Here is a 16,093-nt window from a genome sequence, read left to right as displayed (position 1 = left end):
GTCGCCCCGTGTCTAATCAGGCGAAAATCGAGGCGACCTCGTCCGCCGTCGCCAGCCGCCACTGACCGGGCGCCAGATCGGCGGGCAGGACCAGTCCGCCCAGCCGTTCGCGATGCAGGGTCTCGACATGGTTGCCGGCGGCCGCGAACATCCGGCGCACCTGATGATAGCGCCCCTCCGTCACCGTCAGCAGGGCCTCGGTCGGCGACACCACCTCCAGCACCGCCGGCGCCAACGGCTTATCCTCGCCCTCCAGCACCAGCTCGCCCGAGGCGAACAGCGCGCCTTCCGTTCCGGTCAACGGCCGCGCCAGACCGGCCCGGTAAACCTTGGCCACATGGCGTTTGGGACTGATCACCCGGTGCAGAAGATCGCCGTCGTCGGTCAGCAGCAGCAGGCCCGTCGTCTGCTTGTCCAGTCGTCCGATGGTCGAGATGGCGGGATCGCGCGCCCGCCATCGTCCCGGCAGGATGTCATAGACCAGCGCCCCCTCTTCCTTGTGCGAGCAGGTCATGCCCAGCGGCTTGTTCAGCAGGATCACCAGACCCTGCACCGGATCCAGCGGCTCGCCGTCGATCTCCATTCGCGTGGGCAGGTCCGGCGTCACCGCAATGCGTTTGGACACGTCCGTCACGTCCGCCCCGTCCAGCACGATGCCGCCCGCCTTGGCCATCCGCGCCATCTCGGCGCGTGATCCATAGCCCATCGAGCCCAGCAGACGATCGACCCTCGACGTCGGGACTTTCTTCATGCGTTACCGCCCTTCGGACTGCTTGAGCGCGGTCACTTCACCGCCTCGAACAGCTTGTAGCCGCCCGCCTCGGCGACCAGCCGCACCCGCTTGAACGCCGCGTTCAACTCGGCCTCATACGGCAGGTGCCGGTTGGCCACGACCCAGGCGACGCCGCCCTTTTTCAGCAGCTCGGCCGCCTTGCGGATGAAGGCCTGACCCAGCCGACGGTCCTCGGCCCCGCCGTCGTGGAAGGGGGGATTGCTGACGACAAAATCCTTGTCGCCTTTAGCCTCCAGGGTGCGGGCGTCCGACCACCAGACCTTGGCGCGGTCGTCCTCGATATTGCGGCGAGCGGCCTGGATGGCGCGGCGATCCAGATCGACCATCTTCAGTTTGCTCACGGCGGGCGAGCGCAGCACCACGATCGACAGCGCGCCATAGCCGCAGCCCAGATCGACCCCTTCGCCCTTCATCGCCGGCAGATGTTCGGCCAGCAGCGCCGAGCCCGGATCGATCCGGTCCCAGGCGAACACGCCGGGCTGCGACCAGGCCTCCAGCCCCGGCACGATCTGCGGCCCGCCGGCGGCGATGGCCTCGTCCAGCCCCTCGACCGTTTCGGGCCGAATGATGACGCAGCGGCGATGGTGCGCCTTGGCGGTCTCGGCGACCTCCAGGCCGAACGTCTTCAGTTCCTTGGCCAGGCGCGATCCGCCCTTGTCCTTGGGCGCCATGACGTCCAGCCGTCCTCCAACCTTCAGCGCCCTCAGCGCCAGGGCCAGCACATAGCGCCGCTCCAGCACGCCGGGCGGGGCGTAGATCATGACGCTGTCGGCCGAGCCAGGGTCCTGCGCCTCCAGCGCAGCCGAGTCCGGGATCAGGGGCGAGGTCTGGGTCGCATCGCCGGGCGGATCGAAGACGACGGGCGGGCGGCCGTACAGAAGCGTGGTCATGGTCTCAGAACCCCGCCTGCAACAGCGCCAGACCCACGACCCCGACCACGATCCGCCACCAGGCGAAGACGCCGAAGCCGCGCTTGGACACGAAATCCAGCAGGAACCGCACCACCGCCAGGGCCGAGATGAAGGCCACAACGAAGCCCACGACGATCAGGCCGATATCGCTGAAATCCAGCGTCTTGTGGTTCTTCAACAGATCATAGGCCACCGCCGCCCCCATGGTGGGCAGGGCCAGAAAGAAGCTGAACTCGGCCGCCGACCGCTTGTCGGTCTTCAGCAGCAGGCCGCCGGCGATGGTGGCGCCGGACCGCGACACGCCGGGAATCATGGCCAGGCACTGGAACAGGCCGATCAGGAAATAGATCCGCATCGGATAGGCCTCGGCGTCCAGCCACCTGGGCTTCTTGTCCATGCGGTCCAGCAGCAGCAGGATCACCCCGCCGACGATCAGGGCGATGCACACCACCTGCGGCGTCTCGAACAGCACCGTCTTGATGAAGTCATAGGCCAGGAAACCGATCACGACGGCCGGCGCGAAGGCGACCAGCAGGCCGATCAGGAACCGCCGCGCCTCGGCGTCGAAGGGCCAGCGCGTCGCCAGGGTCCACAGCTTCTTGAAATAGACGCTGACGATGGCCAGCAGGGCGCCCAGCTGGATCACGATCTCGAAGGTCTTGCCCGCGCTCTCGAAGCCCATGAAATGGCCCAGCAGCAGCATATGGCCGGTGGACGAGACGGGAATGAACTCGGTCAGCCCCTCGACCAGACCCAGAATGATGGCGGCAAGCCAGTCCGACATGAGACCCTCGAAAACCAATGCGCCCGGAACGCGCCACGCCCGGATGCCTTCCCCCTAGAGCATGATCGTTTCTGACGGAACGACCCGTTTGGGCCAGCGGTTGGCTTTCAGCCATGATTGCGCGAGAAGAAGCCGACAATGACGACGCCCGCCCCCGCCCCCGCCTCGCTTGACGACGCCCATCTGGCCACCCGCCGCATCACCCGCCTGTCGGTCGGGGTCGCGGTGGTGCTGATCGCGATGAAGGCCTTTGCGCTGGGCGCCTCAGGCTCGGTCTCCATCCTGGCGACCCTGGCGGATTCGGTTCTGGATTTGGCGGCGTCCCTGACCACCTTCTTCGCCGTTCGCTGGGCCGCCGCCCCGGCCGATGAGAACCACCGCTATGGCCATGGCAAGGGCGAGGCGCTGTCAGCCCTGGTCCAGGCCGGGCTGGTCTTCGCCTCGGCCATCTTCATCGCCTGGGAGGGGGTGCAGCGCATCTTCGACCCCCGTCCCGTGACCGCCGGCGGGTGGGCGAGCGGGATTGTGGTCGCCACCATCGTCATCACGGCTTGGCTGGTTTGGATGCAGACCCAGACGCTGAAGAAGACCGGCTCCGTCGCCGTCGCCGGCGACCGCGCCCACTATGCGGCGGACCTCGCCGCCAACGTCGTGGTGCTGATCGGCGTGATTTCAGGCGCCTTCCTGGGCGCGCCGGGACTGGATGCGGCCGCGGGCATCGTCGTCGCCGTCTGGCTGTTTTGGGGCGCGACCGGCATGTTGAAGGCCGCCGCCGATCACCTGCTGGATCGCGCCGTGCCCGAGGCCGACCGCGCCGCCATCACCAAGGCCGTCCTGGCCGACCCCCAGGTCTTCGGCGTGCACCAGCTGCGCACCCGCATGTCCGGTCAGGTGATGATGGTCCAGATGCATGTCGATCTGGACGCGCACCAGACGCTGGACGCCGCACACGCCATCGTCGTCGCCGCCGAAAACCGGGTGCTGGCCCAGTACCCCACCGCCGACATCCTGATCCACGCCGACCCGCGCGGCCACGCCCGTTCGCAGCCCGCAATCCCGGCCGCTGCACCCGCCGAACCGCAAGCCGCCCCCGCCCAGACCGGCCCCGCGCCCAAGGGGCCGTGGTCCTGATGCGGTAAACGCCGATTTAACGGGTCCGGGCGCATCACCCTTAGATGGCCGACCCTTGCGTTCTCTTCCACTTCGCCTTCCAGCCCGCCTCGCGCGCCGCGCGACTGGCGCTGGGCGAGGCGCGGATCGAATGGACGGATGCGCCGGTCCGTCCGTGGGAGGACGATTGCCCGGTCAATGACTTCAATCCGTCCGGCCTGCCGCCGGTGATCCAGACGATGGATCGCGGCCGCCCGCTGGTGCTGTGCGAACTGCCCGCCATCCTGGGCTGGATCGAGGATCAGCAGAAGGGTCCGCTGCTGCTGCCCGCCGACCTCGCCGAACGCGCCGAGGCGCGTCGCCTGACCGGCTGGTTCGAGCGCCGCTTTATGGACGAAGTCGACGCCGTGCTGCTGCACGAGCGGATGGAAAAACCGCTGCTCAAGCTGGGCCCGCCCGAAGCCCGCGCCCTGCGCGACGGGCGCGACGCCCTGAAATCCCACCTCGCCATGCTGGAGGACCTGGTCGCCGCCCGCGACTGGCTGGCCGGCCGCCGCCTGTCCCAGGCCGACCTGATCGCCGCCGCCCACCTGTCGGTGCTGGACTATTTCGGCGAGATCCAGTGGAAGACCTGGCCCGGACTGAAGACCTGGTACTCCAAGCTCAAGTCCCGCCCCTGCTTCCGCCCCCTGCTCGCCGACCGCTTCGTCGGCGTGCCGCCCTCGGCCTGGTACGCGGATCTGGATTTTTAAAGCGCCTCTGCGCCCAACCGGGCGATCCACAGCTTGGCGCGACTAGCCAGCTCGTCCTTGCGCCTCAGATCCGAGGTGTCTTCCGGCAGGCGGTCCAGCTGTTCGAAGCGGAAATCCTCGGGCGTGTGCGCCTTCCACGCCGCCTGAAGCGACCGATACGGACTGCCGCCGTGGCGCAGCGCGAACCACAGGCCGTTCTGCTCGGTGTCGATGTGGCGGCTCTTGCCGACCCAGGCCTGACCCGTCGCGCTGCAGATCACGGCATAGACCCCGGCGATGGTCGCGCGCTCCTTATATTCGGCGATCAGGCTCTTGCGATTTGTCGGGGTCATGGCGCTCTCTTATTTATCCGGGTATAAACATGACAGACAATTTCACCCGGGTAAATACATGAGCGACGAAGATCGTGATCTGGTCCTGTTCGACGGCCCCCGACGCATCGCAAGAGGCTCGGACGCCGCCGTGGCGGCCGCCTTTCGCAAAACCCTGGCGGCCTCGCCTCAAGCCGCGCTGCGCGTGTTCGATCTGGCGACCGGTCGGCCGGTCGACCTGGACCTCCGCGAACAAAAACCGGCGTCGGCTCCAAAGCGCGGCCGTCCGCGCCTGGGAGTCGCCGCGCGCGAGGTCACGCTGTTGCCCCGTCACTGGGACTGGCTGGCGACCCAGCCGGGCGGCGCCTCGGCCGCCCTGCGCCGTCTGGTGGAGCAGGCGCGCAAGACCGGCGCCCACGACGATGCGCGCCGCCGCCGCACCGACGCCGCCTACGGCTTCATGGTCGAGATGGCCGGCGACGCCCCCGACTTCGAAGAGGCCAGCCGCGCCCTGTTCGCTGGCGACCGCGATCGTCTGGTCGCCCTGATCGCCCCCTGGCCGGCCGACATTAAGGCCCAGCTTCTTGAACTGTTCGACGGCGCATGACCGTCTCCTGCCCATGAAATGGGGAGGGGGACCGCGAAGCGGTGGAGGGCTCTTGAACTCCCACAAACGCCAGTGATGCGCTGAAGGCCCCCTCCGTCACGGCGCGAAGATGCGCCGCGCCACCTCCCCGCTCCGCAGGGAGGAGACTTCATGCTATCCCCCGCCCGTGTCCGATCGCCTGAAAACCTTCATCCGCCAGCGCGCGGCCGAGCTGGGCTTCGATGTCTGCCGGTTCGCCTCGGCGGCCGACGCCTGGCTGGCGGGCGAGCGGCTGCGGCGTTTCGTGGACGAGGGCCGGCATGGCGACATGGAATGGATGGAAACCACGCTGGATCGCCGCCAGCATCCGACCGCCATGTGGGACGAGGCCCGGACCGCCATCGTCCTGGGCATGAACTACGGCCCGGAGCAGAACCCGCTGGATCAGCTGGCTGACCGTTCCGCCGGCTACATCTCGGTCTATGCGCGTGGCGACGACTATCACGAGGTCATCAAGGGCCGGCTGAAACAGCTGGCGGGCCAGATCGCGGCGCGCAACGGCGCGGACATCAAGGTCTTCGTCGACACCGCCCCACTGATGGAAAAACCGCTGGCCCAGCGCGCCGGCCTGGGTTGGCAGGGCAAACACACCAATCTGCTCAGCCGCACCCACGGCAACTGGCTGTTCCTGGGGACCATCCTGACCGCCGCCGAGATCGAGGCGGACGCGGCCGAGACCGAACATTGCGGCCGCTGCACCGCCTGTCTCGACGCCTGTCCGACCAAGGCCTTCCCCGCCCCGTTCCAGCTCGACGCCCGGCGCTGCCTGTCCTACCTGACCATCGAGTTCGCCGGTCCCTGGCCGGTCGAGTTCCGCACCCTGACCGGATCGCGCATCTATGGCTGCGACGACTGTCTGGCGGTCTGTCCGTGGAACAAGTTCGCGCAGGAAGCGCGCGAGATCCGGCTGGCGCCCCGCCCGGCCTTCGAAAGCCCGCGCCTGCATGATCTGCTGGCGCTGGACGACGCCGCCTTCCGCGCCCTGTTCAACAAGAGCCCGGTCAAGCGGATCGGCCGCGACCGCTTCCTCAGGAACGTCCTCTACGCCGTCGGCAACTCGGGCGACGCGACCCTCATCGCCCCGACACAAGCCCTGCTGGCCGACCCCTCAGCCCTGGTGCGCGGCGCCGCCGTCTGGGCCCTGTCGGAGTTGATGCCGGCCGGCGCGTTCGCGACCCTGGCCGAGGCGACGACCGAAACCGACGCCCATGTTCTCAGCGAATGGCGGCGCCTGGAACCCACCTAGCCCGCGCAATCGCCACGACGAACTATAATGATTTCAACGCCCTGAAGACGGCTAGCGACCTCTACCTGACCATACGATCGGCCCGGTCTATACTGCGTGCTGCTTTTTGACTTCCGCCGGATAACTGCAAACCGCTCGCAAAAATCTGCACGAAAGTGCATTCTAAAAAGCTGCAGTGCACTTTCCGCCTTTTTTCGAAGAAGGGTGATGCGGCCCCGCGCCTTCTCTCTGGCGGACGCGAAACGGCGTAGGTTCGCCGTCTTTCCGGGGCGTCCGACGGACGAACCCGGAACCCAGGAGATTCGCACCCGGCGTCGGATGCGCCTGGCGAGCGCGACTGCGGCTCTGGGTTCCGGGTTCTTCGCTCCGCTCAGCCCCGGAATGACGACTTGGGCGATCAAACAGCCCTTTAGCCAGCGGCACTAGCGCCGCGCCACCTCCCCACGACGTGGAGAGGAGACAGTGGTCCTCACCCCATCGCCGTGCCGACGCCCGATCCACCGCCGGGCACCTTGGCCACGTCGAGCAGCTTCAGGCGGAAGATCAGCACCGAGTTGGCGGGGATCTTGGGATTGCCCTGCTCGCCATAGCCCAACTCGGGCGGGACATAGAGCAGCCATTCGTCGCCGACGCGCATCTTCTGCAGCGCCTCGGTCCAGCCCTTGACGACCTCCTCGGGGGTGAACACCGCCGGCGCGCCGCGCGCGAAGGAGCTGTCGAACACGCTGTTGTCGACCAGCTTGCCCTCGTAATCGACCTTGACCAGGTCGTTGCGGTCAGGGCTGACGCCGCCGGCCGGTCCCGCCTGCACCACCTTGTATTGCAGCCCGCTGGGCAGCGTCTGGACGCCCTCTTCCTTGGCGTTCTTGGCCATGAAGGCGGCCGCCTCGGCCTTGCCCGCGTTCGGATCGACCGGCGCGGCCTGGCCGCAGCCCGCCAGCAAGAAGGCGGCGATGACTGCCGCCTTACCCCATCCGAAGTTCATAGCCGCGTTCCTTCAAGGCCTCGCCGATCTCGTCGGCGTGGGCGCTATCGCGCGTTTCGACCATGATGTCGAACTCGGCGCCCTTGGCCGGCACGTCAAGCGCCAGACGGTTGTGGACCACGTCGATGATGTTGCCGCCCAGGCCGCCGATCACCGCCGCCATGGCCGACAGCATGCCCGGCCGATCGTCGCCCAGGATGCGATAGACGATCAATCTCCGCTCACGGACCATCTCGCGGTTGAGCACAACCGCCAGCATCCGCGCATCGATGTTTCCGCCGCACAGCTCCAGCCCGACCTTCATCCCCTTGAACCGGTCGGGATAGGCCAGAAGGGCCGCCAGACCGCCCGCGCCCGCGCCTTCGGACACCGTCTTCTCATAGGTGACATAGGTGGCGACGGCCCGTTCGAAATCGGCCTCCTCGCAGACGAAGACCTCGTCCACCAGCGGGTCGGCCAGGGCGAACGGAATGTCGCCCACCGCCTTGATGGCGATCCCCTCGGCGATGGTCTGGCCGGTGCAGACCGGCGGCTGGCCCGCCCGTTTGGCGGTGAAGGAGGGATAGCGCGCGGCCTCGACGCCGAAGACCTTGATGTCCGGCTTCATCGCCTTGGCCGCGATGGCGCAGCCCGCAATCAGCCCGCCGCCGCCGATGGGGATGATCAGGGCCTCAACCTCGGGCGCATCCTCCAGAAGCTCGATCGCGCAGACGCCCTGGCCCGCCACGATGCCTTCGTCGTCGAAGGCCGAGACGAAGACATAGCCCTTTTCAGCTTCCAGCCGCTTGGCCGCCTCGGTCGAGCCGGTGAAGTCCAGCCCCTCGATCACCACGGTCGCCCCGTGCGAGCGGGTGCCGTTGATCTTGGCGAAGGGCGTGCCCTCCGGCATCACGATGGTCACCGGCACGCCCAGCCGTCCGCCGTGATAGGCCAGGGCCTGGGCGTGGTTGCCGGCGCTGGCGGCCACCACGCCGCGCTTCATCTCCTCGGGGCTCAGCATCAGCAGCCGGTTCAGGGCGCCGCGCTCCTTGAAGCTGCCGGTGAATTGCAGATTGTCGAACTTGACCCAGACCTCGGCTCCCGTCAGCTGCGACAGCTTTCTGGAATAACGGGTCGGGGTGCGGTCGACCGCGCCGGCGATCCGGGTGCGCGCGGCTTGGATATCGGCGAAGGTGACGGTCATGCGAGGCGTTTCCGAGCTGTCGCGCCTCGACGACTGGGCGCGTTGTCGGGCCTGTTTCGCGCGTTGTCGGGTCCGGGTCCAGAGGGGGAATCTTGAGCGTGGAAGTCGCCCGGCCTGTCGTGCGATAGTGAGGCCTGTCGTCCGCCACGACCCCGAAATCCCGGAGGAAGCCCCATGTCGATCCGTTCGTTCGCCGCCCCTGGCCTGGCTCTCGCCCTGACCGCCGCAGCCCTCTCCGCCTGTGCGCCCACTGCCGGCGGCGGCCTGCCGAACGGGGGCCCCGCCGCCTTCAACGAGGCCGATTTCGGCTGGTCCCAAATGCCCGGCCGCAACAGCATCCAGGGCCAGATCGCCTTCGCCCGGGACGGCAAGGCCTTCGATTGCGTCGCCAGCGTCGGCCTGACGCCGGACACCCCCTATACGCGCGCCCGCTTTCGCACCCTTTATGGTTCGACCCAGCGCGCAGCCGTGCCTGCCGCCGTCGTCCGCGCCCGCACCGTCGCCGACGCCAACGCCGACTATCGCAACTATGTCCGCTCCGAGCGATGCGAGAACGGCCGTTTCCGCTTCGACGGCCTGCCGGACGGCGGCTGGTTCCTGATCGTGCCGGTCACCTCGGGCGATGCGCCCCTGGTGCTGATGCAGTCGGTGCAGACGCGCGGCGGCCGGGTCGTCTCCGTCACCCTGTGACCCGCGCGCCCCTTCTCACGAAGATGCGACCCCGGTAACGCGGATCGCCATCTTCTGACCACGAGCGCCCCGGAGTGATCGCTGCTTCTGTGCGAGAGTTCGGGGAGCTTTTTTCTTGTCCCAACACAATATCATAGGATCCGAGGCCTTTACTCGAGGGCCGTCGGTCATCATCCGCCAATATAAAGCGGGCGGCATGCGGCGTCGCCGGTCCAAGACCATCGCCACCTTCATCGCCGGCGCGGGCGCCATGCTGGTGGTGGGCGCCATCGCCCTCGCCGCCGTCTATGGGCCCGCCTTGGCGGGCGGCTGACCCTGCGGGCTGGCCGTCAGGCCAGCCATACCATCATGCGCGTATCGGCCTCGGCCCGACGCGCCCGGCTCCACGCCCGGCGCGTCTCGCCGGTGTAGAGGAAGCCCGCCTTTTCCAGCACGCGGCCAGAAGCCGGATTGTCGGCGAAATGCCCGGCGACCAGCGCCCGGCGCTTCCACTTGCGGCTGGCCCAGACCAGGGCGGCGTCCAGCGCCTCGGTGGCGAAGCCCCGACCCCAGTATTCGCGCCCGATCCAGTAGCCGGTTTCCGGCACCCGGTCTTCGCCCTCGAACAGGCCGATGACGCCGATGGGCCCCACGTCCTCATGGTCGATGACGAAGGTGTTGGCTCGTCTTGGGTCCTGCGAGGCGACCTGCAGCACGAAGTCGTCGGCGTCGCGCATCTGGAACGGATGCGGCATCCGCTTGGTCATGCGCGCGATGTCCAGATCATTGGCCAGGGCGGCGATGCGCGGCGCATCCTGGGGCGCGGGCGCGCGCAGGATCAGGCGCCGGGTCTCAACGACAGGAGAGGTTTCGATGACGCACATGGGCGTTGCCTCGGATTGTCGACCATCTCCTTGAAGGGCTCGGACGGTCTTCGAGGCGGGGAAACGCAAACGGGGAGCCTGGTGATCCAGACTCCCCGCGGATTATCATCCCTGGTCCGGATCGGCTGCTGGCAGGAGCAACGCGATCCGGGAAGGTCCAGACTGCGTTACTCGGCGGCCATCGCCTGAGCGGCGTCGTCATTGGCCGCAAGGATCGACACGTAACAACGGCCGCCACGTTTGGTGGTGAATTTCACAGCGCCGTTCGTCAGGGCGAACAGGGTGTGGTCGCGGCCCATGCCCATGTTCTCACCGGCGTGGAAGGTGGTGCCGCGTTGGCGCACGATGATGTTGCCGGCCAGCACGCGCTCGCCGCCATACTTCTTCACGCCCAGGCGCTTCGACTCGGAGTCGCGACCGTTACGCGACGAACCACCGGATTTCTTGTGAGCCATCTTGCCGCTCCGTACTTTCTTGGTGCGCTACCGGCCTTTCAGCCTACTTGAGCGCGTCCGTAACTTAGGTCTGGCGCCGAGGCGCCGGTGAATGTCTTAGGCTTCGTCGCCGGCGGCTTCAGCCTTGGGCGCAGCCTTCTTCTTGGCCGGGGCCTTCTTGGCGGGAGCCGAGCTCTCGACCACGACGCCCTTGACCTCGGCGCCGTCCACGTCGGTCACGACCGTCTCGGTCGAACCCAGCGAGGAAGTGGCGTCACGAGCGGCCAGGTTGCGAGCGCGCAGGTTGATCTCGGCCTTGGTGGTCAGATCGACCTTGCCGTCCCACTTGGCGGTCTCGCCGGCGCCTTCGATGCCGGTGATGCGCAGGACCGATTCCATCTGGCGATGGCCGTTCGTGCGGCGATAGCCCTGGCGACGGGTCTTCTTGAAGATCTTGATCTTCTCACCCTTGCGGGTCTCGACCAGGGTCGCGCCGACGAAGGCGCCGTCGATCAGGGGGGCGCCCAGGGTCACGCCCTTGTCGCCGCCCAGCATCAGGACGCTGTCGAACTTCAGCTCAGCGCCGGCGTCGCCGTCGAGCTTTTCGACGACGATGGTGTCGCCCGGTTGGACCCGGTACTGCTTGCCGCCGGTCTTGATCACCGCGTACATGTTGAAGCCTCAGCGCAAACGCAAAAAAAGATACGCCCCCGGAGAGGGCCCCGGCGGCGAAGAGCGGCGACATATACGGAAGGGCGTCGCAGAGTCAACGCCGAACCGGGCGGAAATTCAGCCCCGGACGGATTATCCCCGCTGTCGCGAACCCGATGTCAGTCCAACGCGCAGATGTCGGGCAAGCCCCGCAGACCGCCCGCATTGTCGAGGCCATAGCCGACCAGAAAGCGGTTCGGCGCCTCCCAGCCGACAAAGTCCGGCTCGGGCGCGCGCGGCTTTGGCCACGGCTTTCTGGCGAAGACGCAGGTCAGCACTTCGGACGCTCCCGCCTCCCGGGCGATGCGCACGGCCTCGGCCAGAGACAGGCCGGTGTCGAAGACGTCGTCCAGGATCAGCACCTTTCGTCCGGCGATCGGACGCTGGAACGGCGCATAGACGTCGATCTTGCCGCGGCTGGTCTTGTCGTCGCCGTAAGACGCCAGCCACAGGGCGTCGAAACGGACGTTGCGGCCGACGCGCGAAAGGGCGCGGGTCAGGTCGGCGGCGAACCACAGGCCCCCGGTCAGCAGCACGGCGGCGACCGTATCGTCGTCGACGACGGGCGCGATGCGCTGGGCCAGGGCGGCGACGATGCGCGCCACCTCGGCCTCGGACAGAAGAACGGTCGGCGTCGGGGAGGGATCAGCCATGATGCGAGGCCGATACCGCCTCACCATGCCCCTTGTCCACAGCGCCTACGGGTCGCGCGTCGATCGGCGCGGCCGTGTTCGGCGCCTCCGCCCCCGGCGCCGTCGCCGAGCGCAGTCCCTTGGCGGTCTCGCCCGCCGGCTCTGCTGCGTGAGCGGGCGCTGCCTTCGCATCATGGGCATCGTGTTCGGCGGTCGGCTTGGAGAGCGCAGAGCCGGCCGGCGCGAAGTCGACGCCGATCCCGGCCCCGTGGCCGCCCGGATCGGGGATCAGGGCGGCGAAGCCCTGGACCTTGCCCGGCAGGACCGGCGCCGCGTCGATCTTTACGATCTTGAACCCGACCTCGGCGCCGGCGGCGTCCAGCAGGGCCACGCGAATCGGCGGCGAGACGATCTCTACGTCGCGCACATTGCGGATGGCGCCGGACACCACGACCATGCCGGGATGGTTCGGCGCAGCCTTGGCCTTGAGGGCTTCGAAGTCCAACCCGACCGGATTGACCGGCGCGCCGAAGAATTTGTAGGCCGAAGCGGCTCGGGGGAAGGCCTGAACGATCTCGACACGGAACAGGAAGGCCGAAACGATCAGGCCGATGAAGACGCTGGCCAGACCCGCCCAGATCACGCCCTGGGTGGCGGCGCGGCGCAGCTTCTTCTGGCGATCGGCGCGAGCGCGGAACGCCCGGGGCAACTCCGGCGCCGGCGTTTCGGCCAGGCTGGCGGCGGTCGGTGCGGGATCGGGTTCGGGCGGGGTTGCAGGCGTGGCGGCGGCGGCGACCGCCGGGTCGGGCGCCAAGGTCAGTTCCAGCGGCTCGTCGGGCGTGGCGCGCCAGACTTCGCCGCACGATTGGCAGCGCACCTTGCGGCCTTCGGGGCCTACGGCTTCGTCACGAATGAAATAGCTGGTGGCGCAGGCGGGGCAGGTCAGTATCATGTGGCTGACTGCGAGGCTGTCGCCCCCTCCCGTAAGGCGCGACGCCGCGCCCTGTTCCTGAAACACATACCATGCCGTCCTCGCCCGCCGAACCCGCCGCTATGACCGAGACCGTTCGCCTGTCCGGCGTCGGCTTCGGCTATGTCGGCGCGCCCGACGTGCTGCGGGACGTTAACCTCATTTTGCCGCGCGGCTCTTTCCACTTTCTTACCGGGCCGTCCGGGGCCGGAAAGTCTTCGCTGCTGCGTCTGCTGACGCTGGCGGACCAACCCCGAACGGGAACCCTCCGCCTGTTCGGATCGGATGTCACGCGCATCGATCGTCGCGACATCCCGGCCTTTCGGCGGCGGATGGGCGTGGTGTTCCAAGATTTCCGCCTGCTGGGTCATCTGTCGGCCTTCGACAATGTCGCCCTGCCCTTGCGTCTCGCGGGCGAATCCGAGGCCGAGTACGCCGACGACGTGCGCGAGATGCTGAAATGGGTGGGCCTCGGTCGCCGGATGGAGGCCCGTCCCCCCGCCCTGTCCGGCGGTGAGAAGCAGCGGCTGGCCATCGCCCGCGCCGTCATCACCCGCCCCGGCCTGATCCTGGCCGACGAACCGACCGGCAGCGTGGACGCCGTCATGGCCGACAAGCTGCTGCGGCTGTTCCAGTCGCTGAACAAACTGGGCGCCACCGTCCTGATCGCCAGCCATGACGAGGCCCTGGCCCAGCGATCCGGCGCGCGCGTCTTGAGGCTGGAGGCCGGACGGCTCAGCGAACCCTCGCGGGCCGCCGCATGATCCGCATGTCCGATTTCAGCCTCTCCAGCCGCCGGCCCGGCCTGCTGCCGCCCGCCGCGGCCGGCGAGCCGTGGCTGATGACCGTCATCGCCGTTCTGTGCTTTTTGGCCTGCCTCGCCGCCGTCGCCGCCTCCGCCGCTGACCGCGCCGCGCACGGCTGGGCCCGACAGCTGGGCGCCGAGGCCACCGTCCAGGTCCGCCCCCGCGTCGGCGAAACCGGCGACACCGCCGCCGCCCGCGCGGCCGAGACCCTGTCCGGCGTCGATGGGGTGGAGGAGGCCGCCGCCCTCAGCCGCGAGGCGGCCGAGGATCTGCTGCGCCCCTGGCTGGGCGACGCGGTCCTGCCCGACCTGCCCCTGCCCCATCTGGTGACGGTGCGGCTGAACCGCGACGCCCCCGCTAGCGCCGTCACCCTGAGCCGCGCCCTGGCCGAGGCCGGGCTGGACGCCACGGTGGACGATCACAGCCTATGGCGCGGCGAAGTCGAGGGGTCCGCCGGCATGATCACGATCCTGGCCGGCGCCGCCTTTCTGGCCGTCGCCTTCGCGGCGGCCGCCGCCATCGCCTATGCGACCCGCGCGGGGTTGGCGGCCGGTCAAGGCGTGATCGAGACCCTGAGCCTGAACGGCGCGACCGACGGGGCCATCGCCTGGCTGTTCCAGCGACGGTTCGGCCTGATGGCGGCGGGCGCGGGCGCGATCGGCGCCGGGCTGGCGGCAGTCCTTCTGATCCTCCTGCGGTTCATCGGCGGATCGGGCGGCCTGACGGCGGCCCTGCCGATCAGCTGGAGCGACCTGGCGTTGCTCTCGCCTTGCCCGCTGCTCGCGGCTACGGTTGCGGTTCTCGCGGCGAGATTCGCCGCCATGCGAGTGCTGGCGTCAGCGGGACGCGCATCTGGGCCGACAGAGGGAGGGGGCGCATGAGACTGTTGAGCGTCATCTTCATCGCCGGTCTGATCTGGCTGGTCGGCCTATTCGCCTTCGCCCACCGGGTGCGCGAGCTGACCCCCGCCGACGACCCCGCCCGCGCCGACGCCATCGTGGCCCTGACCGGTCCGTCGTCCGAACGGGTCAACACCGCCATCCGCCTGTTGGAACAGGGCAAGGGCGAGCGGGTGCTGATCTCCGGCGTCAATCGCGAGGTGCGCCGTCAGGAGCTGCGCGAGCTGACCCCCGGCTCCAGCCGCCTGTTCAACTGCTGCGTCGATCTGGGTTTCGAGGCCGAGGACACCGTCGGCAACGCCCAGGAAATCGCCGCCTGGAGCCGCGCCAAGGGCTATCGCAGCCTGATCGTCGTGACCTCCGACTATCATATGCCGCGTTCGCTGGTCGAAATCCGGGGCCAGCTGCCGGGCGTGAAACTGACGCCCTACGCCATCTCCACCCCGTCGCTGGACAATGCGCGCTGGTGGCGGGCGGCGGTGACCGCGCGTCGGATGACGCTGGAATATATGAAATACCTCGCCGTCCTGGGCCGTGAGGGCGTGCGTCGCATCACCCGCGACCGGCCCGCCGCCGTACCGGCCGAGACCGAAACCGCCCCTGACGAAAAGGCCGCGTCCTAAGTGAACACCCTGCGTTCCCTGATCTTCACCGCCTGGCTCTATTTGTCGATGCCGATCATCGCCATCGGCCTGTCGCCGGTCCTGCTGCTGCCGCACCGCTATGTGCAGGGCGTGTGCAAGCTGTGGGCGAAGATCGTCCTGTTCGGCCTGCGCTGGATCGCGGGGGTGAAGGTCGAGGTGCGCGGGTTGGAGCACGCCCCGTCCGGCGCCGCCCTAATCGCGTCCAAACACCAGGGGATGCTGGACATCGTGGCCCTGCTGGCCGTCCTGCCCGACGCCTGTTTCGTGATGAAGAAGGAGCTGATGCCCCTGCCTTTCTTCGGCTGGTTCGCCTGGAAGGCCAAGATGATCGCCGTGGATCGCGCGGGCCACGCCAAGGCGCTGAAAGACATGACGCGACAGGCGCGCGACCGCCTGTCCGAAGGCCGCCAGATCGTCATCTTCCCCGAGGGCACGCGCAACGATCCGGGCGTGCCGGGCGACTACAAGCCCGGCGTCGCCGCAATCTATCGCGATCTGGAAGGCCCCTGCTGGCCCGTCGCCACCAACTCCGGCGTCCACTGGCCGGCTCATGGTTTCCGCCGGTATCCCGGCACGGTCGTGTTCGAATTCCTTGAGCCGATCCCGGCCCAGCTGAAGCGCGGGGCCATGATGGCGTTGCTGGAAAGTCGCATAGAGACGGCGTCGTTGGCGCTGCTGGAGCCAAAGGCCCAGCTTGCGCATTCTGAACCGGCCTGACCTCCC

The 16,093-nt window shown here is 68.3% G+C and carries 20 protein-coding genes; 9 read left to right on the top strand and 11 right to left on the bottom strand.

Annotated features, from left to right (window positions below):
- Nucleotides 1-16: 16 nt before the first annotated feature.
- From DT343_RS14605 to DT343_RS14595, 3 genes are read right to left on the bottom strand one after another with little or no spacing between them, the layout of a single operon-like run.
- Nucleotides 17-751 carry a pseudouridine synthase gene (locus tag DT343_RS14605; protein ID WP_112863436.1) on the bottom strand — a complete coding sequence of 245 codons (735 nt, stop codon included), beginning with the start codon at nt 749-751 and terminating at the stop codon, nt 17-19.
- A gap of 32 nt (nt 752-783) precedes the next feature.
- Nucleotides 784-1,683, bottom strand: a complete 900-nt coding sequence (locus DT343_RS14600; protein ID WP_112863435.1) for a class I SAM-dependent methyltransferase — start codon at nt 1,681-1,683, stop codon at nt 784-786.
- Between the two features lie 4 nt (nt 1,684-1,687).
- The gene (locus DT343_RS14595) at nt 1,688-2,488 is read right to left on the bottom strand and encodes an undecaprenyl-diphosphate phosphatase (RefSeq protein ID WP_112863434.1); all 801 of its coding nucleotides are present in this window, start codon (nt 2,486-2,488) and stop codon (nt 1,688-1,690) included.
- Between the two features lie 138 nt (nt 2,489-2,626).
- Between DT343_RS14595 and DT343_RS14590 the strand changes: the two genes are divergently transcribed.
- Both DT343_RS14590 and fzlA read left to right on the top strand, forming a co-directional pair.
- Nucleotides 2,627-3,619 carry a cation diffusion facilitator family transporter gene (locus DT343_RS14590; protein WP_112863433.1) on the top strand — a complete coding sequence of 331 codons (993 nt, stop codon included), beginning with the start codon at nt 2,627-2,629 and terminating at the stop codon, nt 3,617-3,619.
- Between the two features lie 44 nt (nt 3,620-3,663).
- Nucleotides 3,664-4,350: an FtsZ-binding protein FzlA gene (gene fzlA, locus DT343_RS14585; protein WP_112863432.1), complete on the top strand. Its 687-nt coding sequence runs from the start codon at nt 3,664-3,666 to the stop codon at nt 4,348-4,350.
- Here fzlA and DT343_RS14580 read toward each other — a convergent pair.
- Nucleotides 4,347-4,682 carry a GIY-YIG nuclease family protein gene (locus DT343_RS14580; RefSeq protein WP_112863431.1) on the bottom strand — a complete coding sequence of 112 codons (336 nt, stop codon included), beginning with the start codon at nt 4,680-4,682 and terminating at the stop codon, nt 4,347-4,349. The genes fzlA and DT343_RS14580 overlap by 4 nt on opposite strands.
- A gap of 58 nt (nt 4,683-4,740) precedes the next feature.
- Here DT343_RS14580 and DT343_RS14575 point away from each other — a divergent pair, with 58 nt between their 5' ends.
- Both DT343_RS14575 and queG read left to right on the top strand, forming a co-directional pair.
- Nucleotides 4,741-5,268 carry a DUF2239 family protein gene (locus DT343_RS14575; protein ID WP_112863430.1) on the top strand — a complete coding sequence of 176 codons (528 nt, stop codon included), beginning with the start codon at nt 4,741-4,743 and terminating at the stop codon, nt 5,266-5,268.
- Between the two features lie 166 nt (nt 5,269-5,434).
- Nucleotides 5,435-6,553, top strand: coding sequence for a tRNA epoxyqueuosine(34) reductase QueG (queG, locus tag DT343_RS14570; protein WP_112863429.1), 1,119 nt, complete (start codon nt 5,435-5,437; stop codon nt 6,551-6,553).
- A gap of 469 nt (nt 6,554-7,022) precedes the next feature.
- On the opposite strand, the gene DT343_RS14560 is transcribed toward queG, so the two are convergent.
- Nucleotides 7,023-7,538 (bottom strand): FKBP-type peptidyl-prolyl cis-trans isomerase, encoded by a 516-nt coding sequence (locus tag DT343_RS14560; RefSeq protein ID WP_112863427.1) that lies wholly within the window; start codon nt 7,536-7,538, stop codon nt 7,023-7,025.
- A complete protein-coding gene (locus tag DT343_RS14555) occupies nt 7,519-8,721 on the bottom strand; it encodes a threonine ammonia-lyase (protein ID WP_112863426.1) in 1,203 nt (400 codons plus the stop codon). Before DT343_RS14555 ends, DT343_RS14560 begins: the two co-directional genes overlap by 20 nt.
- Before the next feature lie 174 nt (nt 8,722-8,895).
- On the opposite strand from DT343_RS14555, the gene DT343_RS14550 reads away from it, so the two are divergent.
- Complete coding sequence (locus DT343_RS14550; RefSeq protein ID WP_112863425.1) at nt 8,896-9,411, top strand: hypothetical protein; 516 nt, start codon at nt 8,896-8,898, stop codon at nt 9,409-9,411.
- A 329-nt stretch (nt 9,412-9,740) separates the two neighbouring features.
- Here DT343_RS14550 and DT343_RS14540 read toward each other — a convergent pair whose 3' ends face one another.
- The 5 genes from DT343_RS14540 to DT343_RS14520 form a co-directional block, all read right to left on the bottom strand.
- On the bottom strand, nt 9,741-10,274 hold the full coding sequence (locus tag DT343_RS14540) for a GNAT family N-acetyltransferase (RefSeq protein ID WP_045810625.1): 534 nt from the start codon (nt 10,272-10,274) through the stop codon (nt 9,741-9,743).
- A 167-nt stretch (nt 10,275-10,441) separates the two neighbouring features.
- Nucleotides 10,442-10,729 (bottom strand): 50S ribosomal protein L27, encoded by a 288-nt coding sequence (gene rpmA / locus DT343_RS14535; protein WP_039244031.1) that lies wholly within the window; start codon nt 10,727-10,729, stop codon nt 10,442-10,444.
- Between the two features lie 96 nt (nt 10,730-10,825).
- Entirely contained in the window at nt 10,826-11,380 is a 555-nt protein-coding gene (gene rplU, locus DT343_RS14530) for a 50S ribosomal protein L21 (RefSeq protein WP_017506418.1), read from the bottom strand.
- 158 nt (nt 11,381-11,538) lie between these two features.
- Nucleotides 11,539-12,072, bottom strand: a complete 534-nt coding sequence (locus DT343_RS14525; protein ID WP_112863423.1) for a phosphoribosyltransferase — start codon at nt 12,070-12,072, stop codon at nt 11,539-11,541.
- Complete coding sequence (locus DT343_RS14520) at nt 12,065-13,069, bottom strand: MJ0042-type zinc finger domain-containing protein (protein WP_258522590.1); 1,005 nt, start codon at nt 13,067-13,069, stop codon at nt 12,065-12,067. The genes DT343_RS14525 and DT343_RS14520 overlap by 8 nt, the downstream gene beginning before the upstream one ends.
- 5 nt (nt 13,070-13,074) lie before the next feature.
- On the opposite strand from DT343_RS14520, the gene DT343_RS14515 reads away from it, so the two are divergent.
- From DT343_RS14515 to DT343_RS14500, 4 genes are read left to right on the top strand one after another with little or no spacing between them, the layout of a single operon-like run.
- Entirely contained in the window at nt 13,075-13,785 is a 711-nt protein-coding gene (locus DT343_RS14515; RefSeq protein WP_112863421.1) for a cell division ATP-binding protein FtsE, read from the top strand.
- Nucleotides 13,782-14,708, top strand: a complete 927-nt coding sequence (locus tag DT343_RS14510) for a cell division protein FtsX (RefSeq protein WP_112863420.1) — start codon at nt 13,782-13,784, stop codon at nt 14,706-14,708. The genes DT343_RS14515 and DT343_RS14510 overlap by 4 nt, the downstream gene beginning before the upstream one ends.
- The gene (locus tag DT343_RS14505; protein ID WP_112863419.1) at nt 14,705-15,349 is read left to right on the top strand and encodes a YdcF family protein; all 645 of its coding nucleotides are present in this window, start codon (nt 14,705-14,707) and stop codon (nt 15,347-15,349) included. The genes DT343_RS14510 and DT343_RS14505 overlap by 4 nt, the downstream gene beginning before the upstream one ends.
- A complete protein-coding gene (locus DT343_RS14500; RefSeq protein ID WP_066552743.1) occupies nt 15,350-16,087 on the top strand; it encodes a lysophospholipid acyltransferase family protein in 738 nt (245 codons plus the stop codon).
- Nucleotides 16,088-16,093: the final 6 nt, after the last annotated feature.

The sequence above is a fragment of the Brevundimonas vesicularis genome, from assembly GCF_900445985.1.
Taxonomy (GTDB): Bacteria; Pseudomonadota; Alphaproteobacteria; order Caulobacterales; family Caulobacteraceae; genus Brevundimonas; species Brevundimonas vesicularis_D.
This window is presented reverse-complemented; position numbering and strand designations above follow the sequence as displayed.